This is a genomic window from Hamadaea sp. NPDC051192 (genome assembly GCF_040682475.1).
Lineage (GTDB): Bacteria > Actinomycetota > Actinomycetes > Mycobacteriales > Micromonosporaceae > Hamadaea > Hamadaea flava.
In genome coordinates this window covers 1-22,124 of sequence record NZ_JBFBAZ010000034.1, presented here as the reverse complement: position 1 = coordinate 22,124, position 22,124 = coordinate 1, and the positions used below count along the sequence as shown (strand labels likewise).

Annotated in this window: 21 protein-coding genes; 12 read left to right on the top strand and 9 right to left on the bottom strand. The window is 70.0% G+C overall.

All coding sequences use genetic code 11. The features are described from left to right. Positions 1 to 27: 27 nt before the first annotated feature. The 3 genes from AB0M47_RS16940 (at position 28) to AB0M47_RS16930 (ending at position 4,423) form a co-directional block, all read left to right on the top strand. Positions 28 to 2,496: a Tex family protein gene (locus AB0M47_RS16940; RefSeq protein WP_363413999.1), complete on the top strand. Its 2,469-nt coding sequence runs from the start codon at positions 28 to 30 to the stop codon at positions 2,494 to 2,496. Between the two features lie 176 nt (positions 2,497 to 2,672). Next, a complete protein-coding gene (locus AB0M47_RS16935) occupies positions 2,673 to 3,776 on the top strand; it encodes a DUF5931 domain-containing protein (RefSeq protein WP_363413996.1) in 1,104 nt (367 codons plus the stop codon). After that, on the top strand, positions 3,773 to 4,423 hold the full coding sequence (locus tag AB0M47_RS16930; RefSeq protein ID WP_363413994.1) for a response regulator transcription factor: 651 nt from the start codon (positions 3,773 to 3,775) through the stop codon (positions 4,421 to 4,423). The genes AB0M47_RS16935 and AB0M47_RS16930 overlap by 4 nt, the downstream gene beginning before the upstream one ends. A gap of 60 nt (positions 4,424 to 4,483) precedes the next feature. Here the strand turns inward: AB0M47_RS16930 and AB0M47_RS16925 are convergent, their stop codons facing one another. From AB0M47_RS16925 to AB0M47_RS16910, 4 genes are all read right to left on the bottom strand, one after another. Further along, entirely contained in the window at positions 4,484 to 5,119 is a 636-nt protein-coding gene (locus tag AB0M47_RS16925; protein WP_363413991.1) for an ATP-binding cassette domain-containing protein, read from the bottom strand. Continuing rightward, positions 5,116 to 6,003, bottom strand: coding sequence for an ATP-binding cassette domain-containing protein (locus tag AB0M47_RS16920; RefSeq protein ID WP_363413988.1), 888 nt, complete (start codon positions 6,001 to 6,003; stop codon positions 5,116 to 5,118). The genes AB0M47_RS16925 and AB0M47_RS16920 overlap by 4 nt, the downstream gene beginning before the upstream one ends. Then, positions 6,000 to 9,071, bottom strand: coding sequence for an FtsX-like permease family protein (locus AB0M47_RS16915; RefSeq protein WP_363413985.1), 3,072 nt, complete (start codon positions 9,069 to 9,071; stop codon positions 6,000 to 6,002). Before AB0M47_RS16915 ends, AB0M47_RS16920 begins: the two co-directional genes overlap by 4 nt. 96 nt (positions 9,072 to 9,167) lie before the next feature. Further along, positions 9,168 to 10,664 carry an aldehyde dehydrogenase family protein gene (locus tag AB0M47_RS16910; protein WP_363413982.1) on the bottom strand — a complete coding sequence of 499 codons (1,497 nt, stop codon included), beginning with the start codon at positions 10,662 to 10,664 and terminating at the stop codon, positions 9,168 to 9,170. A gap of 125 nt (positions 10,665 to 10,789) precedes the next feature. Between AB0M47_RS16910 and AB0M47_RS16905 the strand changes: the two genes are divergently transcribed. Further along, the gene (locus tag AB0M47_RS16905) at positions 10,790 to 11,623 is read left to right on the top strand and encodes a hypothetical protein (RefSeq protein WP_363413979.1); all 834 of its coding nucleotides are present in this window, start codon (positions 10,790 to 10,792) and stop codon (positions 11,621 to 11,623) included. Positions 11,624 to 11,747: 124 nt separating this feature from the next. Here AB0M47_RS16905 and argS read toward each other — a convergent pair whose 3' ends face one another. Next, positions 11,748 to 13,418, bottom strand: coding sequence for an arginine--tRNA ligase (gene argS, locus AB0M47_RS16900; RefSeq protein ID WP_363413976.1), 1,671 nt, complete (start codon positions 13,416 to 13,418; stop codon positions 11,748 to 11,750). Positions 13,419 to 13,857: 439 nt separating this feature from the next. On the opposite strand from argS, the gene AB0M47_RS16895 reads away from it, so the two are divergent. From AB0M47_RS16895 to AB0M47_RS16875, 5 genes are all read left to right on the top strand, one after another. Continuing rightward, positions 13,858 to 14,115, top strand: coding sequence for a DUF6232 family protein (locus tag AB0M47_RS16895; protein ID WP_253754813.1), 258 nt, complete (start codon positions 13,858 to 13,860; stop codon positions 14,113 to 14,115). A gap of 124 nt (positions 14,116 to 14,239) precedes the next feature. Further along, the gene (locus AB0M47_RS16890) at positions 14,240 to 15,151 is read left to right on the top strand and encodes a helix-turn-helix transcriptional regulator (RefSeq protein WP_363413973.1); all 912 of its coding nucleotides are present in this window, start codon (positions 14,240 to 14,242) and stop codon (positions 15,149 to 15,151) included. Between the two features lie 96 nt (positions 15,152 to 15,247). After that, a complete protein-coding gene (locus AB0M47_RS16885) occupies positions 15,248 to 15,433 on the top strand; it encodes a DUF397 domain-containing protein (RefSeq protein ID WP_363414137.1) in 186 nt (61 codons plus the stop codon). A gap of 198 nt (positions 15,434 to 15,631) precedes the next feature. Beyond that, positions 15,632 to 15,829 carry a DUF397 domain-containing protein gene (locus AB0M47_RS16880; protein WP_253754819.1) on the top strand — a complete coding sequence of 66 codons (198 nt, stop codon included), beginning with the start codon at positions 15,632 to 15,634 and terminating at the stop codon, positions 15,827 to 15,829. A 46-nt stretch (positions 15,830 to 15,875) separates the two neighbouring features. After that, positions 15,876 to 16,799, top strand: coding sequence for an ADP-ribosylglycohydrolase family protein (locus AB0M47_RS16875; RefSeq protein ID WP_363413970.1), 924 nt, complete (start codon positions 15,876 to 15,878; stop codon positions 16,797 to 16,799). A 39-nt stretch (positions 16,800 to 16,838) separates the two neighbouring features. On the opposite strand, the gene AB0M47_RS16870 is transcribed toward AB0M47_RS16875, so the two are convergent. Then, positions 16,839 to 17,390 carry an RNA 2'-phosphotransferase gene (locus AB0M47_RS16870; protein ID WP_363413967.1) on the bottom strand — a complete coding sequence of 184 codons (552 nt, stop codon included), beginning with the start codon at positions 17,388 to 17,390 and terminating at the stop codon, positions 16,839 to 16,841. Positions 17,391 to 17,465: 75 nt separating this feature from the next. On the opposite strand from AB0M47_RS16870, the gene AB0M47_RS16865 reads away from it, so the two are divergent. The 3 genes from AB0M47_RS16865 to AB0M47_RS16855 are packed head-to-tail and all read left to right on the top strand — an operon-like array spanning position 17,466 to position 18,879. Next, a complete protein-coding gene (locus AB0M47_RS16865) occupies positions 17,466 to 18,140 on the top strand; it encodes an endonuclease V (protein ID WP_363413964.1) in 675 nt (224 codons plus the stop codon). An 8-nt stretch (positions 18,141 to 18,148) separates the two neighbouring features. After that, the gene (locus tag AB0M47_RS16860) at positions 18,149 to 18,550 is read left to right on the top strand and encodes a VOC family protein (protein WP_363413961.1); all 402 of its coding nucleotides are present in this window, start codon (positions 18,149 to 18,151) and stop codon (positions 18,548 to 18,550) included. 29 nt (positions 18,551 to 18,579) lie between these two features. Then, a complete protein-coding gene (locus AB0M47_RS16855) occupies positions 18,580 to 18,879 on the top strand; it encodes a DivIVA domain-containing protein (RefSeq protein WP_363413958.1) in 300 nt (99 codons plus the stop codon). 67 nt (positions 18,880 to 18,946) lie between these two features. Here AB0M47_RS16855 and AB0M47_RS16850 read toward each other — a convergent pair whose 3' ends face one another. The 3 genes from AB0M47_RS16850 to AB0M47_RS16840 all read right to left on the bottom strand — a co-directional run bounded on the left by AB0M47_RS16850 (position 18,947) and on the right by AB0M47_RS16840 (position 21,912). Then, a complete protein-coding gene (locus tag AB0M47_RS16850; protein WP_363413955.1) occupies positions 18,947 to 20,185 on the bottom strand; it encodes a cyclopropane-fatty-acyl-phospholipid synthase family protein in 1,239 nt (412 codons plus the stop codon). A gap of 10 nt (positions 20,186 to 20,195) precedes the next feature. After that, a complete protein-coding gene (locus tag AB0M47_RS16845; RefSeq protein WP_363413952.1) occupies positions 20,196 to 21,593 on the bottom strand; it encodes an FAD-binding oxidoreductase in 1,398 nt (465 codons plus the stop codon). An 82-nt stretch (positions 21,594 to 21,675) separates the two neighbouring features. Further along, complete coding sequence (locus AB0M47_RS16840) at positions 21,676 to 21,912, bottom strand: DUF6158 family protein (RefSeq protein WP_363413949.1); 237 nt, start codon at positions 21,910 to 21,912, stop codon at positions 21,676 to 21,678. Positions 21,913 to 22,124 lie beyond the last annotated feature (212 nt).

Sequence of the window (22,124 nt, the reverse complement as noted above, 5' to 3'; positions counted from 1 at the left end):
GGCCGACCGACCGGGCAGAATGCACCGGTGACAACCGACGCCCAGACCACCGCTCCGACCGTGCCGCAGCCCCGGATCGCCGCTCAGATCGCCACCGAGCTCGGCGTACGCGAAGGGCAGGTGACCGCGGCCGTCGACCTGCTCGACGGTGGCGCCACCGTGCCGTTCATCGCCCGGTACCGGAAGGAGGTCACCGGGGCGCTCGACGACGCCCAGCTGCGTACGCTCGAGGAGCGCCTGCGCTATCTGCGGGAGCTGGAGGAGCGCCGGGCGGCCATCCTGGAGTCGATCCGGTCGCAGGGCAAGCTCGACGACGCGCTGCAGGCGCAGATCCTCTCCGCCGACACCAAGGCCCGGCTGGAGGACATCTATCTGCCGTTCAAGCCGAAGCGGCGGACCAAGGCGCAGATCGCCCGGGAAGCGGGGCTGGAGCCGCTGGCCGACCAGCTGCTCGGCGACCCCACGCTCGACCCGGTCGCGACCGCGTCCGGCTATCTGACCGAGGCGGTCGCGGACGCGGCGGCGGCGCTCGACGGCGCCCGCGCGATCCTCATCGAACGGTTCTCCGAGGACGCCGACCTCATCGGCGAGCTGCGGGAGCAGGTCTGGAACCGCGGCCTGCTCGCGTCGAAGGTACGCGACGGCAAGCAGGAGGCCGGCGCGAAGTTCGCCGACTACTTCGACTTCTCCGAACCCTTCACGAAGATGCCGTCGCACCGCGTACTGGCGATGTTCCGGGGTGAGAAGGAGGAAGTGCTCGACATCGCGGTCCAGCCTGAGGCGCCCGAGGACGCCCCGTCGTCGCCCCAGGCGAGCGGCAGCACAGCGGTCCCGACCCGGTTCGAGCAGCTCATCGCCCGCCGCGTCGGCGTCTCCGACCAGGGGCGTCCGGCGGACAAGTGGCTCTCCGACACCGTCCGGTACGCGTGGCGTACGCGGATCCTGACGCACCTCGGCATCGACGCGCGGATGCGTCTGTGGCAGCAGGCCGAGGAGGAGGCCGTGCGGGTGTTCGCCGCTAACCTGCGCGACCTGCTGCTCGCCGCCCCGGCGGGGACGCGGGCGACGCTCGGCCTCGACCCCGGTTTCCGCACCGGCGTGAAGGTGGCCGTCGTCGACGCCACCGGCAAGGCCGTCGCGACCCACACGATCTACCCGCACGTCCCCCACAACAAGTGGGACGAGTCGGTGGCGATCCTGGCCCGGCTCTGCCAGGTGCACCAGGTGGAACTCGTCGCCATCGGCAACGGCACCGCCTCCCGGGAGACCGACAAGCTGGCCGCCGACCTCATCAAGCTGTATCCGCAGCTCAACCTGACGAAGATCGTCGTCTCCGAGGCCGGCGCGTCGGTCTACTCCGCTTCGGCGTACGCGTCGTCCGAGCTGCCGGGGATGGACGTGTCGCTGCGCGGCGCGGTGTCGATCGCCCGGCGCTTGCAGGACCCGCTGGCCGAACTCGTGAAGATCGATCCGAAGTCGATCGGCGTCGGGCAGTACCAGCACGATCTCGCCGAGGGCAAGCTCTCCCGGTCGCTGGACGCCGTGGTCGAAGACTGCGTGAACGGCGTCGGCGTGGACGTGAACACCGCGTCGGCTCCCCTGCTCACCCGGGTCTCCGGGATCACCGAGAGCCTCGCGAAGAACATCGTCGCGTACCGGGAGGAGAACGGGCCCTTCCGCAACCGCCGGACGCTGCAGCAGGTGCCCCGGCTCGGCCCGAAGGCGTTCGAGCAGTGCGCGGGCTTCCTGCGTATCCGGGGCGGCGACGACCCGCTGGACTCCTCCAGCGTGCACCCGGAGGCGTACCCGGTCGTGCGGCGCATGCTCGACGGCGAGGGCGCCACGATCGACACGCTCATCGGCAACTCGACCGCGCTGCGCAAGATCAAGCCCACGGCGTACGTGGACGACACGTTCGGTCTGCCGACCGTCACCGACATCCTGAAGGAACTGGAGAAGCCGGGCCGCGACCCGCGTCCGGCGTTCAAGACGGCGACCTTCGCCGACGGCGTCGAGAAGATCTCCGACCTGGTTCCCGGCATGCTCCTGGAGGGCGTGGTGACCAACGTCGCCGCGTTCGGGGCCTTCGTCGACGTCGGCGTCCACCAGGACGGCCTCGTCCACGTCTCGGCGCTGTCGAAGACCTTCGTCAAGGACCCGCGCGACGTCGTCAAGTCCGGCGACGTCGTACGCGTCAAGGTGCTCGACGTCGACGTACCCCGTAAGCGGATCTCGCTGACGCTGCGCCTCGACGACGTCCCCGGCGACGGGGCCGGCTCGGGCGGCGGGCAGTCCCGCGACCGGGGTCCCCGGCAGCCGGGCGGCCAGCGCCAGAGCGGCCAGGGTGGCCAGAGCGGCCAGGGTGGCCAAGGCGGCCAGCGTCAGGGCGGACAGCGCGGTGGGCAGCAGGGCGGTCAGCGTGGCGGCGGTCGTCAGCAGGGCGGCAGCACGGATACCGCGCTCGCCGACGCGCTGCGCCGGGCCGGCCTCGCCTGAGCCCCCGCCTGCGCCTCGCCTAACGTCCGGCCGCTGCACCTCACCTGACCGGCATACCGTTCCCAGCAGATCACGGATACGCAGGCCAAAACCGGCCAAGATCCCATGCGTATCCGTGATCTGCCCGGAAAACGGGCCGCCGAAAGCGGGACGTGCGGGAATGGGAGACTGACCGCGTGGGGTTGGAGGTCTCGCTCTGGCGGGCGGTCGCGGTCTTCCGGTTCGCCGCGTTGGCGTACGCCGTCGTGCTGCTCGTCACCAGCCGGCACGAGTATGTCCGGCCGTGGCTGGGGCTGGGCATCGTCGTCGTGATGCTCATCTGGTCGGTCGTCGCCGCGATCGCGTACGCCGATCCCGCCCGGCGCCACTGGCCGTTGCTCAGTGCCGACATGCTCGTCACGCTGGGCTGCCTGTTCGCCAGTTCGTGGGTCGTGGCACCGGACCGGTTGAGCCGGGGCGCCGCCACGTTGCCGATGGCCTGGGTCGCCGGCGCCGTGCTCGCCTGGGCGATCGCGGGCGGCCGCCGCTGGGGCCTGTTCGCGGCGCTGCTGGTCGGCGCGGTCGATCTGACGCTCCGGGGCCAGGTCACGCCGACGACGCTCAACGGCACCGTCTTGTTGCTGCTGGCCGGGTTCAGTATCGGCTATCTCGTCCGCCTCGCCGGGGAGGCCGAGTTGCGGTTGCAGCACGCGGCCGAGTTGGAGGCGGCGACCCGCGAACGGGAGCGGCTGGCCCGTGGCATCCACGACTCCGTCCTGCAGGTTCTCGCCCTGGTTCAGCGGCGGGGCGCGGAGATCGGCGGTGAGGCGGCCGAATTGGGCCGGCTCGCCGGGGAGCAGGAGGAGGTTCTGCGGTCCCTGGTCGGGAACGCGCCGCACGCGCCCAGCTCGGACAGCGGGGTGGATCTCAAGGCGCTGCTGAGCACGCAGACCTCGAATCGCGTCACGGTGAGCGGCCCGGCGACGCCGGTCTGGCTCCCGGAACAGATCGCCGACGAGATCGCGGCGGCAACCGCGAGCGCCCTGGACAACGTCCAACGACACGGCGGGCCTGGCGCGCACACCTGGGTTCTGCTGGAAGAGGAGGAGTCCGAGGTGATCGTGACCGTACGCGACGACGGGGCGGGTATCGCGCCCGGCCGCCTGGCCGAGGCCGCGGCGGCCGGCCGGCTCGGCGTCGCGCAGTCCATCGAGGGACGCGTACGCGATCTCGGCGGAACCACCGTCATCACCAGCGCACCGGGGGAAGGAACCGAAGTCGAGATGCGGGTACCGAGATGACGACGCGCGTACTGGTGGTCGACGACCATCCGATGTGGAGAGAGTCGGTGGCGCGGGACCTCGCCGAGGCCGGTTACGACGTCATCGCGGCCGTCGGCGACGGCGCGCAGGCCGTACGCGTCGGGACGTCGTTGCGCCCGGACGTCGTCGTCCTCGACCTGCAACTGCCCGACCTGTCCGGCGTCGAGGTCATCACCGCGTTGTGCAAGGGCGACACCCCCGTACGCATCCTGGTGCTCTCGGCCAGCGGCGAGCACCAGGACGTCCTGGACGCCGTCAAGGCGGGCGCGACTGGATACCTCGTCAAGTCGGCCGGACGTGACGAATTCCTGACCGCCGTTGCGCGTACCGCTGAAGGAGACGCCGTGTTCACGCCGGGACTGGCGGGGCTTGTGCTGGGCGAGTACCGGCGGCTGGCGTCGTCGCCCGCGGACGGCGACGATACGCCGCGCCTGACCGAGCGCGAGACCGAGATCCTGCGGTTGGTCGCGAAGGGCTTGTCCTACAAGCAGATCGCCGAGCGACTGGTCTTGTCGCCGCGGACCGTGCAGAACCACGTGCAGCATACGCTGGGCAAACTCCAGCTCCACAATCGAGTGGAGCTGGTCCGCTACGCGCTGGAGCGCGGTCTCGACACCGACGGCTAGGGCGGTTGATCATGGAGTTTCCGGCGTGACACTCCGTCGAGACCACGGTTAACTCCATGATCAACGCGAAGGGGCGAGGGGGATCACGTCGTCGCAGGCCTCGGCGGCCTGCGGGTCGTGCGTGGCGAAGACGACGGCGACGCCGCGTCGGCACTCCTCCTGGAGCAGTTCGAGGACGAGCCGGCGGTTGACCGCGTCCAGTTCGCTGGTGATCTCGTCCGCGAGCAGCACCTTCGCGTTCGCGGCCAGCCCGCGTGCGACCGCCGTGCGCTGCTGCTGCCCGCCGGACAGCTCCTCCACGAGCTGGTCGGCCTGCCCGGACAGGCCCAGCCGCTCGAGCGCGGCGGCGGTGCGCGTCTCCGCCTCCTCGCCCGGCATCCCGCCCGCGATCAGCGGCAGCAGCACGTTCTCGCTCGCCGTGAGGGTGGCCTCCAGCCCGTTGCCCTGCGGGATCAGCGCCACCCCGCGCGCGATCGCGTCCTGCCGCCCGCGCAGCGGCTCACCGTCCGCGGTCACCTCGCCGGCCTGCGGCCGGATCAGGCCCGCGAGGGTCCACAGCAGCGTCGTCTTGCCCGCGCCCGAGGGCCCGGTCACCGCGATGATTCTCCCCGGGTACGCCGCAAGCACGAGGTCGGCGAACACCGGTCGATCCGGCTCGTACGCGACGGTGACGCCGTCGAGCTTCAAGAACGTCATCGGTCGTCTCCCTCGATCTCGGGCGCCGGGACGAGCAGCGCGCTGCCGTCCGGCTGGTCCACGATGCGCAGGTGGGTGCCGGGCGGCATGCGGTCGAGCAGATCCTGCGGCAGGTGGATCGAGCCGTCCCGGCCCACCACCGCGAACTCCTCCCCGCGTACGCCTTGCGCACCCACGCGGCCGTCGCGGATGGTCACGGTCCGGCCCATCTGCTCGCCGACGGCCGGATCGTGGGTGACCACGACGACGGTCGTGCCCGCGTCGTGCACCGACCGCAGGGCGTCCACGACCTCGTCGCGGGCGTCCGCGTCCAGTTGGCTCGTCGGCTCGTCGACCAGCAGCAGACCGGGCCGCCGCGCCAAGGCGACGCCGATCGCCAGCCGCTGCCGTTCGCCGGGACTGAGTTTCGGCGGCTCGACGGCGACGCGCTTGCGATCGGTCAGCCCGACGAGGGCCAGCACGTCGTCGGGCGGCAGCAGGTCGCGGCCGACCGCCGGACGCTGGGCGAACCAGACGTTCTGCCGCGCCGTCAGATACGGCAGCAGACCCCGGTCGGCGTTCTGCAGGCATACGCCGACCTCGCCGGCGCGCATCCGGGCGAGCTCGCCCTCGGTCGCCTTGGCCAGGTCGACGCCGCCCACATGAACCCGGCCCGCCGACGGCCGCAACAGTCCGGCCAGCACGGAGAGCAGAGTCGACTTGCCGGAGCCGGACGGGCCGAGCAAGGCCACCGCCTCGCCCGCCCGGATGTCGAGGTCGACGCCGGCCAGGGCGACCACCTCGTACCCCTCCAGCCGGTAGATCGTGACCAGTCCCCGGCAGCTCACACCGACAGGCTGACTGAACTCCTGGCGGCTCGGGCGAGCCCTCCCCGGCTTCGTCATCGGGCCTCTCCTCGCAGCAGCTCCGGCCGGGCCTGGCGGATCAGGCGTACCGCCACCGGCAAGGCGATCAGCAGACACCCGAGGCACGCGATCGCGACGACCGCCAGCGCGCCGGGCGCCGGTTGCCAGTGCGCGTCGCCGGTGACCCCGGTGGTCACCAGCGGTATGCCGGGCAACAGCAGGACGGCGACCGCCACCCCGGACAGGAATCCGAGCCCGGCCGGCCAGCCGAGCAAGGTGACGAACTCCCGGCGTACCGCCTTGCGCAGGACGGTTTCGGGCACGCCTGCGACGAGCAGCGCGGCGGAGCCGTAGCGGCGTTGTTCCGCGCCGACGCGTACGGCGAGCAGCACGATGCCCAGCGCGAGCAGGATCGCCACCAGCGCGCCGATGCCGTAGAGGCGCAGCGCCAACGCCGGTGCGCGGCGGCCCAGCCGGTCCTCGTACGCCGACAGCGTCTGGCTCGACCGGACCTGGATGCCGTGCGCCGCCAGGCGATCGACGAGATCCTTGGGCGCTCCGTCGCCGGCCCACACCTCGTAGACGATCGAGGTGCCGTTGTCGACCGAACCGGTCAGATCCTGCGCCTGCGCCAGTCCGTAGTCGACGTCGACCAGGATGCCGTGGCCGGACGCGCCCGGAACGATTCGATCGATGCCCAGCGTGGTGAAGTTCTGGGGCTGCGTCGCGAACGCCATGAACGGCCAGCCGTCGTCGGTGACGTCGACCGCCGGAACCGGCCCCGCCAGCAGACCAGGCAGCGCCTTCGGGGCGTGCAGGCGGGCGATCCGGATGTCGCCGTTGCCGTCGGCCTCGACCCGGGCGGTCAGCTCCGCATCTCCGGTGAGCCCGACCTTCACCCCGGCCGGCAGGATCGGCTGCCACCCGCCCGCGCCGCCGATGGGCACGTCGCCCGCGGCCGACGAGAGACGTTTGATCGTCAGCGTCCCTACGACCGTCTCGGCCTGGGCCGGCGGCCGGATGAGCTTCAGCACGGCGAGTTCGCCTTCGGGCACGTCAGCGGCGTACTCGTGCAGGCCCTGCTGCAACTTGCCGAGTTCGACGGTCTGCTGTCGCTGGCCGGTACGCACCTCGACGGCGACCATCAGCGGCACCTGGTCGAGCCCGGTGGTGTCGAGGGCGACCGTCAGCCGCCCGCTGACCGGGGACGGCGCCGGCGGGGCCGGACGTAGCTTCGCGGCGATCGTTTCGAGGTCCACGTCGGAATGCCCGAACCAGGTCGCCGTCTTGGCCAGGCGGTCGCTCTGTACGCCGATGACGCTCACGACGTTGCCGTCGTAGAACTCCATCCGGCGTACCACTCCCATGGCCGAACCGTCCGGGACCGCCGCCTTGACCCCTTCGAGCAGTTGCTGCGGACCGGCGACGGAGACCCGGTAGACCGACGGCGCGCCGACGACTCCGTTGGCGGCCTCGGCACGCGCCTGGGCCGCGACGTCCCAGGCGACGGCGGAGAACCCCATCAGCGACGCCGCGACGGCGACCACTACGACGATGCGCTGCCGTCCCGGGCGGCGGGACAGGGACGCGCTGGTCAGGACGCCGACCGGATCGGCGCGGCGGCGGGTCTGGCGTACGCGGGCCGCCGCGATCAGGCTCAGCAGACGGCCCCCGGCGACCCCGACGACGATGGCGAGCAGCGGAGCGGCGAGCACGGCCAGCCCCGACTCCTGATCCTGAACCGTCGTCACCAACGCCGCGACGGCCAGGGCGACCGCGGCCCCTTCCAGCGCACCCGCCCGCCACGTGGTGCGCTGCGGAACCCGGCGCAGGAGGTTGATCACCCTCGTCCGGAACACTCGCCGGGACGCGACCGCCGCCGCGGCGTACGCCGTCAGCAGGGCGATGCCGACCGCGGCGAACGCCGTCCAACTCCACGGCGCCGGGGTGTCCGGGGCGAGCCACAGTCCCGCCACCGCCGCCAGGACGAGGCGGCTGAGCAGGAGCCCGAGCGGCGCCGCGACGGTGATCAGGGTCAGCACCTCGGCCAGCCCGAACGCGGCGACCCGGCCCCGGGCGTACCCGTGCAGGCGGGCCAGCGCGATCTCCGGGCCGCGTTCCTCGGTCAGCGCCGCGACCAGCACCATGAGCACGACGAGGGCGAGCACGAGCAGCGGCACCGCGCCCACCGGGACGGTCTGCGCGATGGCGTCCTGGTCCTTGCGGATTTCGACGATGACGGCGGGGATCGCCGACCGCGCCGACATCTGCTGACCGCTCAGCCCGCTGGTGGCGTCCCGCAAGGCCACATCGAGCCGGCCGACGCCAGCATCGTCCACAGTGCTCAGATCGAACCGGAGGACGACGGTACGCCGCACGACCGCACCGGCGACCTTCTCGACGTCGTCCGGCGTGCCGGTGTAGATCCCGTCGACGGACCAATACCGGGCGCCCAGATGCGGATCCGGCACCGGCGAGTACTGCAGCTGCGAGCCCCACGCGGAGTCCAGCGCGTCCTTCGGCGTGAAGAGCCCCACGACCAGTGGCCGGTGCGTCGTCCCCGCGAGCGGGGCGCCACCGCCACCGCCCTTCGACGTACGCCCGAGGTCGGCGGACGGGCCGAGCGCGATCGGCAGCCGATCCCCGACCGCGATCTTGTAGTGCTCGGCGGTCCGGGCGCTGACCATGACCTCGCCCGCGGCAGCCGGGCAGCGCCCGGTCAGGGTGGCCAGCTCGCAGACGCCCGGCTGGTAGACGAGGTGCCCGGTCACGACCTCGGCGATGCCCACGTTGGTGAGCTTCAGGTTCGTCTCGGCGTACGCCGTCCGCCCGGTGCGCAGCCCGGCGAGGTAAGGCGAGTTACCGAGGACCAGCTCGGCCCGCCCGATCCCCTCGGCCAGCGTCAGCGGCTCGCCCACTTGAGCGCCGACGCCCGTCGTGGGCAGCTGGACGGTGATCGTGGGGTCGGTCGCCGAGCCCGGCCCGAGCAGATCCCGCACGACCGACTCCTGAGCCGCCCGCACGTACGCCGGAACCGCGGCCGCCGCTGTCGTCGCGACCGCTGCCATGAGCAGCACGAGCAGGGATCGGCCCGCTCGATGCCGCATCCCTCGCCAGAGAAGAGTCCACCTCGTCACGGGATGAGGAACGCGCGGGCCACCCGATCAGGTTGTCACCTCAACCGAACTGGATCATGGTCCGCCCTATAGTCGGAACGAAAGATCAGCCGGCAGCACAGCGACCTCCATCTGGGCTTTCTGGAGCCGGCCGGAGTAGTCCCAGTTCATCGCCTGCCAGCGGGTGAACTGGTCGAGCACCCAGACGCCGGACTGCCGGCTGCCGTTGCCGGAGCGGCCGTTGCCACCGAACGGCAGGTGCGCCTCGGCCCCCGAGGTGGAGTTGTTGACGCTGACCATGCCAGCCGAGATCTTCCGGCGGAACGTGAACGCCTTGGTGGGGTCGGTCGTGTAGATCGAGCTGGACAGGCCGTAGCCGGGCCCGTTGGCCAGTTCGATCGCCTCGTCGAGCGTCCGGTACGCCGTCACGCCGACGATCGGCCCGAACGTCTCCTGCTGAAACAGCTCGTCCCCCGGGCGTACGCCGTCGACGATCACGGGGTGGTAGAACAGCCCGGTCGCGGGATCGCCGACGAACCCGGCGCGCGGGTTCTCCGCCGTGATCCGGCCGATCTGGCCGCTGACCCGGTGATGCGGGGCGATCCAGCCCAGATGCTTCTCGTACGCCGCCGCGAACTTCTCGTCCAGCAGCGGGCCGTAGAGGACGTCCTGCGTCGGGTCGCCGATCCGGGCGTCCGCGACCGCTGCGGTGAACCGGGCCAAGAACTCGTCGTGCACCGACTCGTGCGCGATCACCGTGCCCAGGGAGGTGCAGCGCTGCCCGGCGGTGCCGAAGCCGGAGAACAGCGCGCCCTCGACCGCCAGGTCCAGGTCGGCGTCCTCGGTGACCACCATCGGGTTCTTGCCGCCCAGTTCGAGGCACGGCGTCTGGAGGTAGCGCCCGCACAGTTCGCCGATGGCCCGCCCGACCTCGGTCGAGCCGGTGAAGCCGACCTTGTCGATCAGCCCGTCCTCCAAGGCGGAGCCGAGCCCGGTGAAGGTCTCCGGCCCGTCCGCGTGCACCACCGTCAGTACGCCCTCCGGCAGGCCACCGCGGACGAACAGCTCGGCCAGCGCGTCGGCGCAGGCGGCCGCGTACAGGGCGGGTTTCCACACCACGGTGTTGCCGCAGAGCAGCGCCGGCACGAGGTACCAGCTCGGCACGGCCACGGGGAAGTTGCCCGCCGTGATGATCATGGCTGCGCCGACCGGCGTACGGAAGGTGAACAGCTGCTTGTCCGGCATCTCCGAGGGCACCGTCTGCCCGTACAGCCGACGGCCCTCGCCCAGGAAGAACTGGCAGGTGTCGACGATCTCCTGCACCTCGCCCCGAGCCTCGGCGACAGGCTTGCCGATCTCCCGGGTCACCAGGCGCGCCAGCGCCTCCGCGTTCGCCTCGACCAGCCGCGAGATGTTCGCGATCACCTGGCCGCGTACGGGGGCGGGCACGTCGGCCCAGGCCGGCTGGGCGGTCTTCGCCCGGCGAGCCGCCGCCACGATCGCGGCCTCGTCGGCCGGGCGCACGGTGGTGACCACGTCGTCGAGCCGGGCCGGGTTGGTGGAGGTGTAAGCGTCGTTGATCACCTGCTCATCATGCCGCCCCGGGCTCCCGGCGCGCTAGGCAACCCCGCACAGGGCATCGCTCGTCATCGAAGTAGGCCGTCCTACCAACGGCCGGCACGCACCTTCGGAGTCGAAAGGGGAACAACGTGCACAACCCACGAAGACTGCTCATCCAAGGCGGCGCAGCCGTCCTGGCGGCGGCGATGACGGTGGTCGCAGCGGTTCCCGCGTACGCGGCGGCCCCGGCCAACGACACCATCGCCGGCGCGGTCGCGATCGGGGCGCTGCCGTTCAGCACGACGCTCGACACGACGGAAGCGACCACGGAGAAGTCGGACGCCGAGGCCAACCCGGCCGAGTGCGGGGCACCCGCCACCGACGCCAGCGTCTGGTACGACCTCACCCTCCCGGCCGACGACATCGCGCTCGTCGACGTCTCCGCCTCGAACTACGGAGCCGGCGTACTCGTCGTCACCGGCGACCCCGGCTTCTTCAAGTTCGTCGCCTGCGGACCCGGCGCCATCGCGTTCGCCGTCACCGCCGGCACCACCTACCACCTCATGATCATCGACGACCAGCAGGACGGCACCGGCAACGGCGGCGACCTGCAGCTGTCGGTGACCACCGCCCCGCCGCCGCCGGACCTCTCGGTGACGGTCGACCCCACCGGCTCGTTCGACAAGGCCACCGGCGCCGCGATCATCCACGGCACCGCCACCTGCACCGGCCAGGTCGACTTCGGCGGCATCCTCGCCGACGTGATCCAGAAGGTCGGCCGGGGCGTCGTCTACGGGTTCGGCGAGACCGAACTCGCCTGCGACGGCACCACCGAGACGTGGTCGATCACCGCGATCCCGTCCCTCGGCACCAAGTTCGCCGGCGGCAAGACCGCGACGGTCTCCCTCGCGTACGCGTGTGGCCCCGTCTTCTGCAACGAGTCCTACCAGGAGTACACCGTCCAGCTGAAGCACAACGGCTGACCTTCAGGCCGTGACCGGCGGATCAGGGATCCGGGTCGAATCATGCTCCAAGATTCGACCCGGATCCCTGATCCAGCGCCCAAGAGGCGCCGCATCAAAGGCGCCGCATCAAAGGCGGAGGGCGCTAGAGGGGGGTGGGGGTGCGGATGCCCAGCAACGACAGGCCGAGGGTGAGCACGCGGCCGGTGAGGTCGGCCAGCCCGAGCCGCCCGGCCCGGATCTCGGCGGTCGGCGCCCGCAGCACCGGGCATTCCTCATAGAACGCCGAGTACGCCGTGGCCAGCCCGTGCAGGTAGCCCGCCAGCCGATGCGGCTGCAACGCCGTGGCCGCCGCCGTGACGGCTGACGGGAATCCGAGCAGCTGCAACGCCAGCGCCCGTTCGGACGGCACGTCCAAGGAGAAGGCGGGCTCGACCGCGCCGCCCTTGGCGAGCAGTGACTGGATCCGCGCGTACGCGTATTGCAGGTAGGCACCGGAGTCTCCGGTCAGCGACAGTGCCCGGTCCCAGGCGAAGACGTAGTCTTTCACCCGGTCGGAGGACAGATCGGCGTACTTCACCGCGCCGATGCCGACCGAGTGCGCGACGTCGGGCGTCGGGGCCAGCGCCGCCGCCCGCGACACCGCCTCGTCCAGGAGTGCGGAGAGCTTCACGGAGCCCCCCGCCCGGGTCTTCAGCATCTTGCCGTCCGGGCCGAGGATCGAGCCGAACGCGATGTGCTCGACCTGCCCCGGCTGAACCCAGCCGGCCGCCGCCCCCACCGCGAAGACCATCGCGAAATGCTGTTTCTGCGGCGTTCCGACGACATACACGGCCCGCTCGTACGCCCGGCAGCGCCGCCGCAAGGCGGCGAGATCGGTGGCGCTGTAGTTGTAGCCGCCGTCCTCCTTCCGCACGATCACCGGCATCGGCGCGCCGTCCCGCCCGGTGAACCCCTCGGGGAAAGCACAGAGCGCCCCGTCGCTCTCCCGCAACAGCCCGAGCCCCGACAGTTCGTCCACCACATCGGCCAGCTCGTCGTTGTACGTGCTCTCGCCCTGGAAGTCGGCCGCGCTCAGGGTCACGTCCAGCGTGGAGTACACCGACAGGAAGTACTTCTCGGACTCGTCGACCAGCAGCCGCCACAGCCGCCGGGTCGTCTCGTCGCCGGATTGCAGCGCCACGACCCGCAACTGCGCCCGCCGCTTGAAGTCCGGATCGCCGTCGAACTTCCGCCGCGCCGCCTGATAGAACCCGGTCAGGTCGCCGACCGACAACTCATGCGCGGCCTCCTGCTCGCCGAGGTCCACCAGGTGCTCGATGAGCATGCCGAACGGTGTGCCCCAATCGCCGAGATGGTTCGCCCGGGTCACGTGATGCCCCTGGAACTCCAGCAACCGCACGATCGCGTCGCCGATGACCGTCGACCGCAGATGCCCGACGTGCATCTCCTTCGCCACGTTCGGCCCCGAATAGTCGACCAGCACCGTCTGCGGCATTGCCACCGTGGGAACGCCGTGCCGGCTGTCCGCGTACAACTTGAGGAGGAGTGAGTGGACCGCGGAAGTGTGGACGGTGATGTTGATGAATCCCGGCCCGACCACTTCGAGGTCCGCGAGTCCGGCGAGGTCTGCGCGCGCCACGACCTCCGCCGCCACCTCGCGTGGTGCCCGGCCCAGTCCGCGGGCCAGGGCCAACGCGCCGTCGGCCTGGTAGTCGGCGTGCTGGGACCGGCGCACGGCCGGGTCCGCGGTACCGCCCGCGACCTGGTCGAAAGCCGGCCTCAGCCGCGCGGCGAGAAGCTCCTCGATAGACATGCAAACCCCTTGAAGATACGCACAACGGACCGCCCGTCATGGGCGGCGAGAGAAGGGTGCGGAAACGGCGTTACTGGGAGAAGTCAGCAAGCCGTGAATCGTCGTCGCGCCGGGCGCAGGGCAGCACGAGAGTGGCTGCGGGCGGCCGAGTACGCGAACATGCCGCCACCTTACCTACTCAGCGGCCTACTTCTCCACCGTGAATGAACCACGGAAATCTGCTACACCGCAGATCGCAGTATGGCGATCAAGCGTGAGGAGATCTCATACTCAAAGGCAAGCACCGAAACAGCGAACGCCCGGCGGTCACCGGGCGTCGCTGAGGACCTCACCATCGCGAGGAGGGAGGACCCATCCGATGCCATCTTCCCGCATCCGCAACTCCCTTGCAATGCCCTCCGTCGCGCCGGCTGACGTCGCCCGACCGAGGAGGGAGTGGATGCCTACCTACTACCGCGGCCCGACCGCCCACGTGACCCACGAGGTCTTCCTCGTCCGAGACCCCGGCGCCGCCTTCGTCATCAGCGAGCTGCGGGACGTGCATGTGGAGGTCTACCGGCACCGCCGGCCGGTGTACGAGCTGCGCGCCGTCTACTACGGCAGGTCGATCTGCTTGTTCTCGACCACAGACGAACGACTGTTCGGCCAGATCAAGAGAGCGCTCATCCGGGCGCTGGAACACCGGGACACAGTTTGACAACGCGTTGACGACGACGTCTAGCGGGTGACGCAGTCACCTATCTAAGGTGGCTGCGTTATCCCGGATGGCGATATGGCGGACTGCCGTATCGCACTCGAGCGAAAGGGCCTGACCAGGGCCGATGGCTGTTCAGGGATCACCGGCAGTAGCCCGGCACCGGCTTCGCCTCGCGCTCCGCAAAGCGCGCGAGGCTAGAGAGCTGACGCAGGGTGAGGTCGCGGCCTCTTTGGACTGGTCCCTCAGTAAGCTTCAACGAATCGAGGGCGGGGAGAACTCCGTCTCCCCCACCGACACGCGCGCCCTCCTCCAGATGCTCGGCGTCACCGACGCGGCCGTCGTCGACCAGCTCGTGAACGAGGCACGCCAGGCGCGCAAGCGCAGCACCTGGGACGACCCCCGTTATCGCGACTTCCTGACCGGGCCGACGAAGGCTCTCTTCCAGTTCGAGAGCGAAGCGCGCGTCATGCGCATATTCCACACGATCCTTGTTCCGGGGGTGTTGCAGACGCGAGATCTCGCCGAGCACATCCTCGGCTTCTGGCGCGAGGAACTCGGCGCGAGCGAGCTGGAACTGCGCTTGGAAACGCGATTGACCCGCCGCCAGCACGTCTTCGAGCGCCCCGAGTCGCCGGACTATCGGCTGCTGCTCGACGAGTCGGTCCTGCATCGGCTCGTGGGTGGACCCCGGATCTACGCGGATCAGCTGGAGCAATTGCTCGGCGATGCCCACGCGGGCCGGATCCAGCTGCGTATCGCACCGTTCGAGGTGACCGCCCAGTTCATCGTCGGCCTGCCCTTCACAGTGCTGTCGCTGGACGAATCCGACGGCGGATCATTGCTATATCGCGAAAGCTACTTGGTGGATGAGCTGATCCATGACACTGAGAAGGTCAGCCGTCACATCGAGATATTTGATCAACTCTGGACCCGGAGTTACAGCGGGCAGGAGACCGAGCGCCTGATCGGCGATCAGGTTGACCACCTGCGAAAGAGACTCAGACGAGAAAAGCGCTCGGAGAGTCTTGATCGCTAGGAAACACCGCCGTCAGTGCGTGTTTCCACCCACGAGTACGCACTGCGGGGCTGGCATCTCATGAGCTAAGAGGAAAGGATTCCCGTGGAAACGGAAATGCCGGCATGGAAGCGCAGCACGCGCTGCGACTCGGGTACGTGCGTGGAGGTCGCGTCGCTAAAAGACGGTGTCGTGGTCCGTGACTCCAAGGACCCCGATGGCCCTGTTCTCCGCTTCACGAACGACGAGTGGCATGCCTTTATTCTCGGCGCACAGCAGCAGGAATTCAACTTCTTCAACTGAATAGCGGGTTTCACCGCCCCGGTGAGAACCCGCAAGGCAAGTCGATCCGGGGCACCAGTGATCATGCACGTCCATCGGCGATGACGTAGCTCGCCCGCACGGTCGGCGACCCGACCGTGCCAATCCGTAGATGAATGCTTCCGGAGCGTGGTGTCTCCTTCGTACGCTGAGGTCCAGCCTTGGCCGGAGGTGACTCCCATGCCCGCGATCCCCGACCCCCTCCCTTGGCGCAGCTCTCCTCGCTGCGACACCGGTGCCTGTGTCGAGGTGGCCCTCCTCGACGACGAGGTACTGGTCCGAGATTCCAAGGACCGTCAGGGTCCCGTCCTGCGCTTCTCCCGCGCCGAATGGCAGGCGTTCCTCGCCGGCGTACAGGAGGGCGAATTCGACCGTTGAACGAACCGGTTCGCGCGGTGTCGGTGGTATTAGGCATTATTCGTGCGTGACCGCGTACGACGACGCCGTGTTCAGGCCGGCCGCGCTGGAGAGAGCCGCGCTCGACTCCTTGCAGGGGCTCGCCCTCGGTGACGCCTTCGGGCAGACGTGGTTCCGGCCGGAGGGCGACGTCACGGCGATGCTCGCCCAGCGGCGGCCGCAACGCGGGCCGTGGCCGTGGACCGATGACACCGCGATGGCGATCGTCCTGCTCCGGTTGCTCCTCGACAAGGGCCAGGTCGACCAGGACGAGCTGGCGCAGCGGTTCGCCAGCTCCTACCAGTCCGATCCCTACCGTCAGTACGGGCCGTCGATGCACGGCGTACTGCGGGAGATCTTCGAGGGCGAGTCGTGGGCCGAGGTGACCGCCCGGCAGTTCGACGGGATGGGCTCATGGGGCAACGCCGCCGCGATGCGGGTCGCACCGCTGGGCGCGTGGTTCGCCCAGGACATGACGCTCGTCGTCGAACAGGCGACGCTGTCCGCTCAGGTCACGCACGCGCATGCGGAGGCGGTCGCGGGCGCGGTCGCCGTCGCGGTGGCCGCGGCGCTGGCGGTCCGGGGCGTCTCCGGGCCGTCGTTGCTCAAGAGCGTCCTGGCGCGTACGCCGGACGGCGAAGTGGCCGCGCGGCTGCGGAGGATCGAGGACGCGCCGTTCTCGCTGCACCCACAGTGGATCGCGTCGACCGTCGGCTCGGGCTGGCAGGTGTCGGCTCCCGACACGGTTCCGTTCGCCATCTGGTGTGCGGCGCGGCATCTCGACGACCTGGCCGACGCGCTCTGGGCGACCGTCTCGGCCGGCGGCGACGTCGACACCACGTGCGCCATCGTCGGCGGCATCGTCGGCGCGCGCACCGGGCTTTCCTGCGTACCAGCTGAGTTTCTCGCGGCCCGGGAGCCGCTGCCGGAGTGGGCGGGCCGCGTTGGGTGACCGCCGTGGACGATCAGACGTGGCGCGGCGGGGTGACGGTCAGCTGACCCGCGCGGCGGTCCGCACGACGGTCAGGTGGCGGGCCGGAACGTGATCGGTCAGCCATACGCCGTTCTCGCTGCGGTAGAAGAGCAGGCCTTCGGCCGTCATCGCGGCCGCGTCGACCGCGAGCACCACCGGCGAGCCGTGCCGGGCGCCGACCTTCAGCGCGGTCTCCTCGTCGGCCGACAGGTGCACGTGATGGCGATTACCGCGGACGAGTCCGTCGAGGAAGATCGGGTCCAGGTTGTGCCGGGCAGTGCCGTGGTAGAGGCGGTCCGGTGGCGTCACGGGGGTGAGACCGAGATCGACTTCCATCGAGTGCCCCTGGTTGGCCCGGATCCGGTCGCCGTCGATGATGAAGCGGCGCTTGTCGTTGTGGGCGACGACGTACTCCAGATCATCGCGGGTGATCCGGGTGCCGTGGCGCGCCAAGGCGTGCAACAGCTCGTCCACCCCGACCCAGCCGCCCGCGCCGAGCGTCAGGCCGACGCTGTCCGGCCGGTGACGCAAGACGTACGACAGGCGTTTGCTGGTTCTGACCAGATCCATGAGACCGACGGTAAGAGCGGAATATCACGGCTGTCGCGGCAATTTCCTGGATGTTGACTGTAAGGAGATCTGACGGTGACATTTCCCGCCACCCCCGACGAGGCGATCGCGCTTCAGGAACGCCTGCGTGATCGCGTACGCGTCGATGTCCCGCTACCGGGGAACCCGGCGTTGGTGGCCGGGGTGGACGTCGCGTACGCCGACTCCGAGGACACCGAAGGGCTGGTCGCGGGCGCGATCGTGATCCTCGACGCGGCCACCCTCGACGTCGTGGAGTCCGCCTCGCTGGTCGGCCGCGCGGAGTTCCCGTACGTGCCGGGGCTGCTCGCCTTCCGGGAACTGCCCACACTCCTGCGCATCTGGGAAGGACTGCGGCACCGCCCGGACGTCGTGGTCTGCGACGGCTACGGAGTGGCCCATCCGCGCCGGTTCGGGCTGGCCTGCCATTTCGGGCTGCTGACCGGCGTACCCACGTTCGGCGTGGGCAAGACCGCCTTCGTCGGCTCCCATGCTCCCGTGGGCGACGCCCGGGGCGCCTCCGCCGACCTCGTGTTCGAGGGCGACGTCGTCGGGCGGGCGCTGCGGACGCGTACGGGGGTCAAGCCGGTCTTCGTCTCGGCCGGTCATTTGATCGACCTCGACGGGGCGTGCTCGGTGACGCTGCGTTCGACCTCCGGCTACCGGCTGCCCGAGACGACCCGGCAAGCCGACCGGCTGTCTCGCGACGCCCTCCGCGCCGCCGTGTCATGATCGGAACCATGGCGAAGGTGAAACAGCTGCGGCTGGTCGTGACGGCCGACGACTACGACGAGGCGCTGCGGTTCTATCGGGACGTGCTCGGTCTGGAGCAGGAGGCGGCGTTCGTCAGCGAGGGCGGCCACGTCACCATCCTGGACGCGGGCCGGGCCACGCTGGAGATCACCGACCGGCGGCACGCCGAATACATCGACGAGGTTGAGGTCGGCCGCCGCGTCGCCGGACACATCCGGGTGGCGTTCGAGGTCGCCGACTCCGCCACCGTGACGGCCGAGCTACGGGAGGCGGGCGCCGAGGTCGTCGCGGAGCCGACGGTGACCCCGTGGAACTCGCTCAACGCCCGGCTCGACGGCCCAGGGGATCTGCAGCTCACGATCTTTCAGGAGCTGGGCGAGCCCGAGTGAAGGTTGCACAGCGGCACTAGCCTGCGCTCATGGGGCAGCTATTGACGCCGGACGACGTCCGCCAGGTCGCCTTCCGCAAGCCGGCGTTCGGCAAGCGCGGCTATGACGAGGAGGACGTCGACACCTTCCTCGACGCGGTCGAACACACGGTCACCGCGCTCTACGACGAGATCGCGCGGCTGCGCGCCGCCGCCGGTGAGTACGCGGGGCCACCGAGACCGTCCACGAGCGACGGTGCCGTGCTGGCCGAACTGAGCCAGATCCGGGGAGCCCTGGCCCGCATCGAGGCCGCTGTCGGTCGCCAGCCCGGCGGCAGCCCGCTGTTCTGACGGCTGCCCGCCGTGCGTACACGCATCACCGGGCCGGGAAGCGTCCCGGCCCGGTGATCGTCCTGCGTCAGCTACCCCAGGTGGGCCGCAGCGGCATCCCGCTGGACTGGTCGGCGTGCAGCTTCACGCCCAGCACCTGATGCAACTGGATGTTGTTGCGCTCGAACCCGATCTGGCAGCCGGCCAGATAGAGCCGCCACGTCCGCGCCCGCGCCTGCCCGACCTCGGCCACCGCCTCGTCCCAGTGCTCGTCGAGGTTGCCCGACCACGCGTTCAGCGTCATCGCGTAGTGCTCGCGCAGGTTCTCCTCGTGGCGTACCTCGAAGCCGACGTCGTGCATCTGCGAGACGAGATGGCCGACGCCGTGCAGCTCGCCGTCCGGGAAGATGTAGCGGTTGATGAACTGCCGCTCCCGGATCGCCGGCTCCAGGTTGTTGGGCCGCGTGATGCAGTGGTTGAGCAGCCGCCCGCCCGGCCGCAGCCGGCTGTAGAGGCTGCCGAAGTAGCCCGGTAGCTGGGCGCGCCCGATGTGCTCGGTCAGGCCGATCGAGCTGATCGCGTCGAACTGCTCCTCGCGCACGTCCCGGTAGTCCAGATGCCGGATCTCGGCCAGCTCGGTCAGCCCGGCGTCGGCGATCGCCTTCTGGCCCCACTCGGCCTGCCGCCGCGACAGCGTCACGCCGATGGCGCGTACGCCGTAGTGCTGAGCGGCGTGGATGACCATCCCGCCCCAGCCGCAGCCGACGTCGAGCAGCCGCATGCCGGGCTCAAGGCCGAGCTTGCGCGCGACGAGGTCGTGCTTGGCCCACTGCGCCTCTTCCAAGGTGGACGTCGCGGTCGGATAGACGGCGCAGGTGTACGCCATCGACGGGCCGAGGATCCACTCGTAGAACTTGTTGGAGACGTCGTAGTGGTGGGCGATGGCGGCCTGGTCGCGGGCCTTGGAGTGACGCCGGCCCCGGAGCTTGACCTCCATCGGCGGGATCGGCGGCGGCTTGAGCAGCTTCAGCCCGCCCAGCTCCCGCAGCGCCCGGAACCGGGCCGGCCAGGACATGTCGAAGTCCAGGTCGGTCAGGCTGGTCATGGCGGTGTAGAGGTCGCCCTGGACCTCCAGGTCACCGCTGATGTAAGCGCGGGCCAGGCCGAGGCTCCCGGCGGCCGTCGCGATGTAGTTCAGTGCCCGCGGCGATCTGATCTCGACGGTGACCGGCGCGTCGGCGTTTCCTCCGCTGCTGCCGTCGAACGCCGTGATCCGTACGCCCGGCGCCCGGCCCAGGAAGGAGCCGACCGCGTTCGCTACACCCATGTTTCCCCCTTCACCCCATCCGCACGCACTTCTCATAGAGGTCCGGCAGCCGGCGCTCACCGTCGTACGCCGCCTTGACGGCCGCGTACTTCTCGCCGTTGTAGAGCCGCCAGAACTCGTCCTGGTCGTAGTGAACCGTCGAGTAGAGCGACTTATGCCCGCCCGCCGCGGTCACCGCCTCCTCGATCAGCCGGTTGTGGAAGCCGTCGGCTTGACCGGGCTGAAGGTCCACCGTCGACCAGAAGCCGACGTTGACGTAAAGCTCACCGGGTTCGAGCGGATACAACGGCCACGCCTGGCCGGAGCGCAGCCGCAGTGGGCACAGCCAGACCGGCTCGATGCCGATCTCCCGGTGGAAGAAGTCCATGAACTTCGGCCCGGCCGTCACCGGGACCTCGACGTCCTGGATCACGGCCTCCTGCGCCGGCTGCTTGCGCAACCGGGCCAGCCGCGCCGTCAGCTGGTGCCGCCGGTCGAACGCGACGATCTTCCGGTAGACGTCCGACCGCCGATAGCGCTGCGGCCACAGCCTGCGAATCCTCGGATTCTGTACGCCGAAGGCACGCGAGCACCAGAACCAGTCGGTGTCCCATCGCCAGATGTAGTCGTGCACGGTGAGGTGGTCGACCGACCGTTCACGCAGCGACTTGTAGTACACCGACATCCCGGTGTAGTCGCTGACCGTGCCGGTGCCGTCGGCCGGCAGGGCCTCGGTGAATCGGGCGAGCGTCAGATACATCTCGTCGGGCCCGAACACGGTGCCGTCGATGAAGTCGACCGGCCGGCCGTCGTGCTCGCCGGTGGCGCAGATCTCGGCCATCGCCGCCCAGCACGCCTCGGCCTCGTCGAACTTGAGATGCCGCAGCTCGACATAGGGCTGCACCGGCTCCAGCTCGATCTTCAGCCGCAGCGAGTAGCCCAGCGTGCCGTAGGAGTTCGGGAACGCGCGGAAGAGCTCGGCGTGCTCGTTGTCGGCGGTGGCCGTCACGATCCGGCCGTCGCCGGTCATGATCTCCATCTCGAGCACCGACTCGTGCGGCAGTCCGTTGCGGAACGAGGTCGACTCGATCCCGAGCCCGGCCACCGCCCCGCCGAGGGTGATCGTCTTGAGCTGCGGCACGACGAACGGCATCAGCCCGTGGGCCAGCGTCGCGTCGACGAGCTTCTCGTAGGTGACCATGCCCTGCACGTCGGCGGTCCGGGTCACCGGGTCGACGCTGAGCACTTCACTGAAGGAGTTCACCTCCAGCCCCGGCGCCGACGGCTTGCCGGAGGAGGAGAAGCGGAACAGATTCGATGTCTTCTTGGCGAGCTTCACCGGAGCGCCCGGCGGCAACGCCTCGTACGCCGAGAGCAGCGCGCGTTTCGCGCGGTCATGTTCGGCGTACCGATCGGTAGGTCCTCCCACGAACGAACCCTAACCGCGTCCCCCGACACTTGTCAGGTGATTTGAGCCGGTCAATGTCGAGTGATGATCATCACGCACGGGATCAGCCCACCGGCCGTAACCGGTCGGGATCGACCGCCCGTTCCGGGAATCGCCGGAGGTATTCGTTCTCCAACTCGACCATCCGCTCGGTGTGGTGGGCCAGCGCCTGGGGCGAGCCGTGCAGGAACGTGTCGTGCCGGGTCCGGTGCAGGCTCTCCAGCTCCTTGAACAGCTCGCCGTCGCTGAGATCCTGGGCGGGTATCGCCCCGGCCAGCTCGGTGGTGGTGACCTCGTCCATCGCGCTGCTGTACCCCGCTCCCTCCGCGCCTAACCCCTCCCCCCGCTCCGCTCCCGCTCCGCTCCCGCTCCCGCTCCGCTCCGCCGCGCCCCCACCCCCTCCGCGCGTTGATCATGGAGTTTCCGGTGGTGACACACCGACGACACCACAGTTAACTCCATGATCAACGGGGAGAGGCCGGGGGTGGGGTGGAGGGGGAAGGGGGAGGGGGG

Coding starts and splice junctions, on each gene's coding strand:
- AB0M47_RS16925 (WP_363413991.1), bottom strand. CDS start 5,119: ATGACGTTCTTGAAGCTCGACGGCGTCACCGTCGCGTACGAGCCGGAT.
- AB0M47_RS16915 (WP_363413985.1), bottom strand. CDS start 9,071: ATGCGGCATCGAGCGGGCCGATCCCTGCTCGTGCTGCTCATGGCAGCG.
- AB0M47_RS16880 (WP_253754819.1), top strand. CDS start 15,632: ATGCCCGCGATCCCCGACCCCCTCCCTTGGCGCAGCTCTCCTCGCTGC.
- AB0M47_RS16885 (WP_363414137.1), top strand. CDS start 15,248: ATGCCGGCATGGAAGCGCAGCACGCGCTGCGACTCGGGTACGTGCGTG.
- argS (WP_363413976.1), bottom strand. CDS start 13,418: ATGTCTATCGAGGAGCTTCTCGCCGCGCGGCTGAGGCCGGCTTTCGAC.
- AB0M47_RS16840 (WP_363413949.1), bottom strand. CDS start 21,912: ATGGACGAGGTCACCACCACCGAGCTGGCCGGGGCGATACCCGCCCAG.
- AB0M47_RS16870 (WP_363413967.1), bottom strand. CDS start 17,390: ATGGATCTGGTCAGAACCAGCAAACGCCTGTCGTACGTCTTGCGTCAC.
- AB0M47_RS16920 (WP_363413988.1), bottom strand. CDS start 6,003: ATGACGAAGCCGGGGAGGGCTCGCCCGAGCCGCCAGGAGTTCAGTCAG.
- AB0M47_RS16895 (WP_253754813.1), top strand. CDS start 13,858: ATGCCTACCTACTACCGCGGCCCGACCGCCCACGTGACCCACGAGGTC.
- AB0M47_RS16930 (WP_363413994.1), top strand. CDS start 3,773: ATGACGACGCGCGTACTGGTGGTCGACGACCATCCGATGTGGAGAGAG.
- AB0M47_RS16855 (WP_363413958.1), top strand. CDS start 18,580: ATGGGGCAGCTATTGACGCCGGACGACGTCCGCCAGGTCGCCTTCCGC.
- AB0M47_RS16860 (WP_363413961.1), top strand. CDS start 18,149: ATGGCGAAGGTGAAACAGCTGCGGCTGGTCGTGACGGCCGACGACTAC.
- AB0M47_RS16890 (WP_363413973.1), top strand. CDS start 14,240: ATGGCTGTTCAGGGATCACCGGCAGTAGCCCGGCACCGGCTTCGCCTC.
- AB0M47_RS16850 (WP_363413955.1), bottom strand. CDS start 20,185: ATGGGTGTAGCGAACGCGGTCGGCTCCTTCCTGGGCCGGGCGCCGGGC.